Source organism: Streptomyces sp. NPDC006529 (assembly GCF_040611795.1).
GTDB lineage: Bacteria > Actinomycetota > Actinomycetes > Streptomycetales > Streptomycetaceae > Streptomyces.
Genome location: NZ_JBEXPB010000090.1, coordinates 1 through 8917, shown reverse-complemented (window position 1 = coordinate 8917; position 8917 = coordinate 1). Strand labels below are relative to the sequence as shown.

2 protein-coding genes are annotated in these 8917 nt (G+C 67.8%); both read left to right on the top strand.

The window, feature by feature from the left end:
- Window positions 1-711 (top strand): phosphopantetheine-binding protein (locus tag ABZY31_RS30840; RefSeq protein ID WP_356416934.1); only part of this gene is annotated, 711 nt, incomplete at its 5' end.
- A partial coding sequence (locus ABZY31_RS30835) for an amino acid adenylation domain-containing protein (RefSeq protein WP_356416932.1) occupies window positions 711-8917 on the top strand: 8207 nt, incomplete at its 3' end. The genes ABZY31_RS30840 and ABZY31_RS30835, both read left to right, overlap by 1 nt.

The window sequence follows — 8917 nt, the reverse complement described above, 5'->3', positions numbered from 1 at the left end:
TTCGTGGCGGATCCGTTCGGTGGTGTGGGTGAGCGGTTGTACCGGACCGGTGACCGGGCGCGGTGGGCCGGGGACGGTCAGCTGGTGTTCGCGGGCCGTAGTGACGATCAGGTGAAGATCCGTGGTTTCCGGATCGAGCCGGGTGAGGTCCAGGCGGTGATCGCCGCGCATCCGCAGGTGGCGCAGGCGGCGGTGGTCGCGCGTGCGGGGCAGGCGGGTGCGACCGCTCTGGTCGCGTACGTCGTCCCGGCCTCCGGTGCGGATCGGGCGGAACTACCCGCTCTCGTGCGGGAGTTCGTTGGTGGGAAGCTGCCGGCGTACATGGTGCCGGCGGCGGTGGTGGTGCTGGACGCGCTGCCGTTGACGGTGAACGGCAAACTCGACCGCAAGGCCCTGCCGGCCCCCGACTTCACCGTGGTGGCGGGCACCGGCCGGGAGCCGTCCACCCCACAGGAAGAACTCCTCTGCAAGGCGTTCGCCCAGGTGCTGGGTGTGGAGCGGGTCAGCGTCGATGACGACTTCTTCGCCCTCGGCGGCCACTCACTGCTAGCGATCCGCCTGATCAGCAGGATCAGGGCGCTCGTCGGCGTCGAGCTGGAGATTGCAGCGCTGTTCGACACGCCGACCGTGGCCGGCCTTGCACAGCACCTTGGAAATGAGAAGTCCACCAGGCCGACTTTGCGGCCGATGCGCACCCAGGAGGAGTCCTGATGATTCCCTTGTCCTTTGCCCAGCGTCGGTTGTGGTTCATCAGCCAGTTGGACGGCCCGAGCGCCACGTACAACATCCCCGTCGTCCTGCCCCTGCCGGGTCAGGTCGACACGGCGGCGCTGAACGCCGCCCTGCGGGATGTGCTCGGGCGGCACGAGGTGCTGCGTACCGTGTACGAGGTGGCGGAGGGCGAGCCGTACCAGCGCATCGTCAAGCTCGACGAACTGGAGTGGGAACTATCCGTCGTCCAGGTGGCGCCAGCCGACCTGACTGACGCCATCGCCGGGGCCGAGGGCTACCCCTTCGACCTCGCGACGGAAGTGCCGATCCGCGCCTGGCTGTTCCAGGCGGGACCGGACCAGCAGGTCCTCGTGGTGACGACCCATCACATAGCCAGCGACGGATGGTCGGCCGGCCCGCTGGCGCGGGACGTTTCCACGGCCTACGAGGCCCGGTCTCTCGGCCGGGCTCCCGAGTGGGAGCCGCTGCCGGTGCAGTACGCCGACTACGCGCTGTGGCAGCGTGAGCTGCTCGGTGACGAGACGGATCCCCATAGTGTGATCTCCCGGCAGATCGCCTACTGGAAGGAAACCCTGGCGCACGTACCGGAGGAACTGGAGCTCCCCTTCGACCGTTCGCGACCCGCAGTTGCGAGCTACCGCGGCCACAGCGTGCCGCTCGAGGTGCCGGCCGACCTGCATGCCAAGCTGGTCCAGGTCGCACGCGCCGAGGGTATGACCACCTTCATGGTGTTGCAGGCCGCCCTGGCGCTCCTGCTGTCCCGGCTCGGTGCGGGCCACGACATCCCGGTCGGTACGGCCGTCGCAGGACGTACCGATGAGGCACTGGACGATCTGGTCGGCTTCTTCGTCAACACCCTGGTCCTTCGGACCGATCTGACGGGAAACCCGACCATCCGCGAACTGCTCGCCCAGATACGGAAGTCGGGCCTGGCGGCGTTCAAGCACCAGGACGTGCCGTTCGAGCGGCTGGTCGAGGAGCTCGCCCCGGCGCGCTCCCTGGCCAGGCATCCGCTGTTCCAGGTGATGCTGACCGTTCAGAACACGGTGCGCTCCGTACCGGACCCGTCGCAGGCATCGGTTGCCGGAGCGCCGACGGGCGCCGCGGCCGGGCCGCGCGTCGCGAAGTTCGACCTGGAGGTCACCGCGTTCGAGGTCTACGACGCCCAAGGGGCTCCGGCCGGTCTGCGCGGAGCGGTGACCGTGGCCGCCGACTTGTTCGACGTCGCGACGGCCGAACGGATCGCAGGCTGGCTGGTTCGGACCCTGGCGGCGCTGACCCGGGATCCGCAGGCACGCATCGACGCGGTGGATCTCCTGGGTGTGGAGGAGCGGCGTTTGGTGGTGGAGGGGTGGAACGATACGTCGGTGGGGGTTCCGGCGGGGTTGTTGCCGGAGTTGTTCGAGGCTCAGGTGGCGCGGACGCCTGATGCGGTTGCTGTGGTGTTCGAGGGTGTTGAGGTTTCGTTTGCGGAGTTGGATGTGCGGGCGAACCGGTTGGCTCGGCGTCTGGTGGGTCTGGGGGTTGGGCCGGAGTCGGTTGTGGGTGTGGTGCTGGATCGTGGTGTTGATCTGGTGGTGGCGTTGCTGGCTGTGGTGAAGGCCGGTGGTGCGTATGTGCCGATTGATCCTGAGTATCCGGTGGACCGGGTTGCGTTCATGGTGGGGGATGCGGCGCCGGTGGTGGTGCTGGCCTCGGGTGGGACTGTGGGTGTGGTTCCGGCGGGTGTGCGGGTGCTGGTGGTGGATGAGCCGGTGGTGGTTGCTGAGCTGGCTGGTCTTGATGGTGGGGTGCTGGGGCGTGGTGTGTGTGCGGGGCATCCGGCGTATGTGATTCACACGTCGGGTTCGACGGGCCGGCCCAAGGGTGTGGTGGTGGGTCATGGTGCGTTGGCGAATCTGTTGTGGGCGGCTGGTGAGCGGGTCCCGTTGGGTGTGGGGGACCGGCTGGTGGCGGTGACGACGGTTTCGTTTGATATTGCGGCGTTGGAGTTGTTCCTGCCGTTGGTTCGTGGTGCGGCTGTGGTGTTGGCGCGTCGGGAGACGGTGCGTGAGCCGGCGGCTTTGCTTGAGCTGGTGCGTGGTAGTGGTGCGACGGTGGTGCAGGCGGTGCCGTCGTTGTGGCGTGCGTTGCTGGATGCCGGTGTCTGGCCTTCTGGGGTGCGGATGCTGGTGGGTGGTGAGGCGTTGCCGGAGGTGTTGGCTGCGCGGATGCGTGAGTCGGGCGCGGATGCGGTGAATGTGTATGGGCCGACTGAGGCGACGGTGTGGGCGACGTCGGCTGTGGTGGGTGCGGGTTCGGTGGTGGTGGGGCGTCCGTTTGCGAATATGCGGGCGTTCGTGCTGGATGGCGGGCTGCGGCCGGTGCTTCCGGGTGTTGCGGGTGAGTTGTATCTGTCGGGTGCTCAGCTGGCGCGTGGGTATCTGGGTCGTCCGGGTTTGACGGCGGAGCGGTTTGTTGCGTGTCCGTTCGGTTCGGGTGAGCGGATGTATCGCACGGGTGACCTGGCGCGTTGGACTGCGGACGGGCAGTTGGAGTGTCTGGGTCGTACGGATGACCAGGTGAAGGTGCGTGGTTTCCGGATCGAGCTGGGTGAGGTCGAGGCGGTTTTGGAGCGTCATGCTCTGGTGGCTTCGGCGGTGGTGGCTGTTCGCGGGGATGTGGCGGGTGAGGAGCGTCTGGTCGGTTATGTGGTGCCGGCTGGGGGTGGCGGGCTGGATGCGGCTGAGCTGCGGGGCTGGGTGGCGGGGATTCTGCCTGCCTACATGGTGCCTTCGGCGGTCGTGGTGCTCGATGAGCTGCCGTTGACCGCGAATGGGAAGGTGGATCGTAAGGCGCTGCCTGATCCGCAGTTCACGTCGGCGGTGGGTCGTGGGCCGGCTGATGCTCGTGAGGAGGTCTTGTGCTCGGTGTTCGCCGAGGTGCTGGGTCTTGAGAGTGTCGGTGTTGACGATGATTTCTTCGCGCTCGGTGGGCATTCGCTGCTGGCTGTTCGGCTGGTGGAGCGTTTGCGTGTGTGTGGGGTTTCGGTGTCGGTGCGGGCGTTGTTCCAGACCGCGACTCCGGCGGGTCTGGCGATGGCTGCGTCCGCGGCGCGGGTGGAGGTGCCGGAGAACCTGATCCCCGCGGATGCGGTGGAGATCACGCCGGAGATGCTGCCGCTGGTGGATCTGGACGCGGGCGAGATCGGGCGGATCACCGCGACCGTCGAGGGCGGCGCGGCCAACATCGCCGACATCTACCCCCTCGCCCCTCTCCAGGAAGGCCTTCTCTTCCACCACCTGCTCGCGGAAGGCGGCGAGGACGCCTACGTGATGCCCACTGTGGTGGAGTTCGACTCGCGCGAGCGGTTCGACAGCTTCACCGCCGCCCTTCAGCAGGTGATCGACCGGCATGACATCTACCGCACGGCGATCGTGTGGGAAGGCCTGCACCAGCCGGTCCAGGTCGTCCTGCGCAACGCGGTACTGCCCGTCGAGGACATCACGCTCGACCCCCACGGCACCGACCCGGCCGAGCAGCTCCTCGCACACGCCGGCCTCTCGATGGATCTGAACCGAGCCCCGCTGATCAGCGTGCACGTCGCTGCGGTCGATCCGGAGACGGACCGGTGGCTGGCCCTGGTACGGGTGCACCACATGGTGCAGGACCACACCGCGATGGAGGTGCTGCTCGACGAGGTCGAGGCCTTCCTGACCGGGCGGGGCGCTGAGCTTGCGCCGGCGCTACCGTTCCGTACCTTCGTCGCGCAGGCACGCGCCGGTTCGAAGAGCGGGGAGCACGAGCGTTACTTCGCCGAGCTGCTGGGTGACGTCGACGAGTCGACCGCACCGTACGGGGTCGTCGACGCGCGCGGTGACGGAGCGGACGCCGTCCGAGCCGTGGTGCCGTTCGCGCCGGAGCTGACCGAGCGGCTGCGGGATGTCGCCCGCCGACTGGGCGCCAGCCCTGCCACGGTTCTGCATCTGGCCTGGGCGCGCGCACTCGCCGCGATGTCCGGACGTACGGACGTAGTGTTCGGAACGGTGCTGTTCGGCCGCATGAACGCGGGTGCAGGTGCCGACCGGGTACCCGGGCCGTTCATGAACACGCTGCCCGTGCGCGTACGGACCGACGAGGTCGGCGCCCTGCAAGCGGTGGCAGCGATGCGAGGTCAGCTGGCGGAGCTGCTGGAACGCGAGCACGCACCGCTGGCCGTGGCTCAGCAGGCCAGCGGGGTGGCCGGCGACTCACCGCTGTTCACCTCGATTTTCAACTACCGGCACAACGCGGCCCGGCCGGCCGCACCGACGGCCGGGAGCGAACCGGACCCGCGCGAGGAGCAGAGCGGGATCCGGACGGTCTTTTCGCGCGAGCGCACCAACTACCCCCTTTCGGTCGCCGTCGACGACCGCGGTACCGAGATCGGGCTGGCCGTGGACGCGGTCGCCCCGATCGATGCACGCCACGTCGGCTCGGCCGTCCGCACTACCGCCGAGAACCTCGTCGCCGCGCTGGAGCAGGCGCTGGACGCGGGCCGCGATCTTCCGCTGAGGGACGTTCAGGTCCTGGGTGTGGAGGAGCGGCGTTTGGTGGTGGAGGGGTGGAACGATACGTCGGTGGGGGTTCCGGCGGGGTTGTTGCCGGAGTTGTTCGAGGCTCAGGTGGCGCGGACGCCTGATGCGGTTGCTGTGGTGTTCGAGGGTGTTGAGGTTTCGTTTGCGGAGTTGGATGTGCGGGCGAACCGGTTGGCTCGGCGTCTGGTGGGTCTGGGGGTTGGGCCGGAGTCGGTTGTGGGTGTGGTGCTGGATCGTGGTGTTGATCTGGTGGTGGCGTTGCTGGCTGTGGTGAAGGCCGGTGGTGCGTATGTGCCGATTGATCCTGAGTATCCGGTGGACCGGGTTGCGTTCATGGTGGGGGATGCGGCGCCGGTGGTGGTGCTGGCCTCGGGTGGGACTGTGGGTGTGGTTCCGGCGGGTGTGCGGGTGCTGGTGGTGGATGAGCCGGTGGTGGTTGCTGAGCTGGCTGGTCTTGATGGTGGGGTGCTGGGGCGTGGTGTGTGTGCGGGGCATCCGGCGTATGTGATTCACACGTCGGGTTCGACGGGCCGGCCCAAGGGTGTGGTGGTGGGTCATGGTGCGTTGGCGAATCTGTTGTGGGCGGCTGGTGAGCGGGTCCCGTTGGGTGTGGGGGACCGGCTGGTGGCGGTGACGACGGTTTCGTTTGATATTGCGGCGTTGGAGTTGTTCCTGCCGTTGGTTCGTGGTGCGGCTGTGGTGTTGGCGCGTCGGGAGACGGTGCGTGAGCCGGCGGCTTTGCTTGAGCTGGTGCGTGGTAGTGGTGCGACGGTGGTGCAGGCGGTGCCGTCGTTGTGGCGTGCGTTGCTGGATGCCGGTGTCTGGCCTTCTGGGGTGCGGATGCTGGTGGGTGGTGAGGCGTTGCCGGAGGTGTTGGCTGCGCGGATGCGTGAGTCGGGCGCGGATGCGGTGAATGTGTATGGGCCGACTGAGGCGACGGTGTGGGCGACGTCGGCTGTGGTGGGTGCGGGTTCGGTGGTGGTGGGGCGTCCGTTTGCGAATATGCGGGCGTTCGTGCTGGATGGCGGGCTGCGGCCGGTGCTTCCGGGTGTTGCGGGTGAGTTGTATCTGTCGGGTGCTCAGCTGGCGCGTGGGTATCTGGGTCGTCCGGGTTTGACGGCGGAGCGGTTTGTTGCGTGTCCGTTCGGTTCGGGTGAGCGGATGTATCGCACGGGTGACCTGGCGCGTTGGACTGCGGACGGGCAGTTGGAGTGTCTGGGTCGTACGGATGACCAGGTGAAGGTGCGTGGTTTCCGGATCGAGCTGGGTGAGGTCGAGGCGGTTTTGGAGCGTCATGCTCTGGTGGCTTCGGCGGTGGTGGCTGTTCGCGGGGATGTGGCGGGTGAGGAGCGTCTGGTCGGTTATGTGGTGCCGGCTGGGGGTGGCGGGCTGGATGCGGCTGAGCTGCGGGGCTGGGTGGCGGGGATTCTGCCTGCCTACATGGTGCCTTCGGCGGTCGTGGTGCTCGATGAGCTGCCGTTGACCGCGAATGGGAAGGTGGATCGTAAGGCGCTGCCTGATCCGCAGTTCACGTCGGCGGTGGGTCGTGGGCCGGCTGATGCTCGTGAGGAGGTCTTGTGCTCGGTGTTCGCCGAGGTGCTGGGTCTTGAGAGTGTCGGTGTTGACGATGATTTCTTCGCGCTCGGTGGGCATTCGCTGCTGGCTGTTCGGCTGGTGGAGCGTTTGCGTGTGTGTGGGGTTTCGGTGTCGGTGCGGGCGTTGTTCCAGACCGCGACTCCGGCGGGTCTGGCGATGGCTGCGTCCGCGGCGCGGGTGGAGGTGCCGGAGAACCTGATCCCCGCGGATGCGGTGGAGATCACGCCGGAGATGCTGCCGCTGGTGGATCTGGACGCGGGCGAGATCGGGCGGATCACCGCGACCGTCGAGGGCGGCGCGGCCAACATCGCCGACATCTACCCCCTCGCCCCCCTCCAGGAAGGGATCTTCTTTCACTACCTGCTCCAGGCCGACAGCGACGTCGACGTCTTTGCGTCCACGACCCTGGTCGGATTCGACTCGCGCGAGCGCCTCGACGCGTTTCTCGGTGCGCTTCAGCAGGTGATCGACCGGCATGACATCTACCGTACGGCGATCGTGTGGGAAGGCCTGCACCAGCCGGTCCAGGTCGTCCTGCGCAACGCGGTACTGCCCGTCGAGGACGTCACGCTCGACCCCCACGGCACCGACCCGGCCGAGCAGCTGCTCGCGCTGGCGGCCGGACGAGTGGACCTGAACCGGGCCCCGCTGATGAGGGTCGCGATCGCCGCGTCGCCGCGGTCGTCCGACAACGGGCAGTGGCTGGCAGCCCTGAGCATCCACCACCTCACACAGGACCAGACGGCCCTGGACGTGGTACTAGGCGAACTGAACGCGATCATGTCCGGCCAGGCCGACACGCTGCCCGCACCCATGCCCTTCCGTAACTTCGTGGCGCAGACCCGGCGAGGAGTGGCCGAGGAGGAGCACGAGCGCTACTTCGCGGAACTGCTGGGCGACGTGGACGAGACGACCGCCCCGTTCGGACTGCTGGACGCGCGCGGTGACGGCAGTGACGGACAGTGGGAGCAGCTCCTGGTGGACGAGGAGCTTTCCCACCGGGTGCGGGAAACGGCCCGCACGCTCCGCGTGAGCGCGGCCACCATCTTCCACCTGGCTTTCGCCCGTGTTCTGGCGGCCGCCTCGGGCCGAGACGATGTCGTCTTCGGCACCGTCCTGCTGGGCCGCATGAATTCAGGAGCCGGCGCCGACCGGGTGCCGGGCCCCTTCATCAACACCTTGCCCGTTCGTGTGAGGGTCGGCTCCGACGAGGTGGGACAGGCGCTTTCCGGGCTGCGGCAGCAGCTGGCCGGCCTGCTGGAGCATGAGCACGCTCCGCTCGCCGTGGCCCAGCGCGCCAGCGGCGTGCCGGCCTCCAGCCCCCTGTTTACGGCGGTTTTCAATTACCGGTACCGGCAGGAGACCGGCGAGGACACCGTCTCGGGCCTCGGCGGCATCCGCACGATGTCGATGCAGGAGCGTTCGAACTATCCGCTGAACGTCTCCGTCACCGACCGGGGCACCGGATTCGTCCTGACGGTCCAGGCCGTGGCCCCGGCCGACGCGGGACACGTGTGCAGACTGCTGCACACCGCATTGGACAGCCTGGTGACAGCGCTCGCCGAGGAACCGCACACCCGGATCGCTTCCGTTGAGGTGTTGGGTGGTGTGGAGCGTCGTCGGGTGGTGTCGGAGTGGAATGACACTGCGGTGGAGTTCGGGTCTGGTTTGGTGCCGGAGTTGTTTGCGGCGCAGGTGGTGCGGTCGCCGGGTGCGGTGGCTGTGGTGTGTGGTGATGAGGTGTTGTCGTTCGCGGAGTTGGAGGCGCGGGCGAATCGGCTGGCGTGTTTCCTGGTGGCGCAGGGTGTGGGTGTCGAGTCGTTGGTGGCTTTGTGTCTGCCTCGTGGGGTGGACATGGTCGTGTCGATTCTGGCGGTGTGGAAGGCGGGTGCCGGGTATCTGCCGGTGGATCCGGAGTATCCGGCGGAGCGGATCGCGTTCACGCTGGCTGACAGTGGTGCGGCTCTGCTGTTGACGGATGAGGAGATCCTGGAGGACCTGCCGGCTGGTCGGGTGCGGATGGTGGCGCTCGA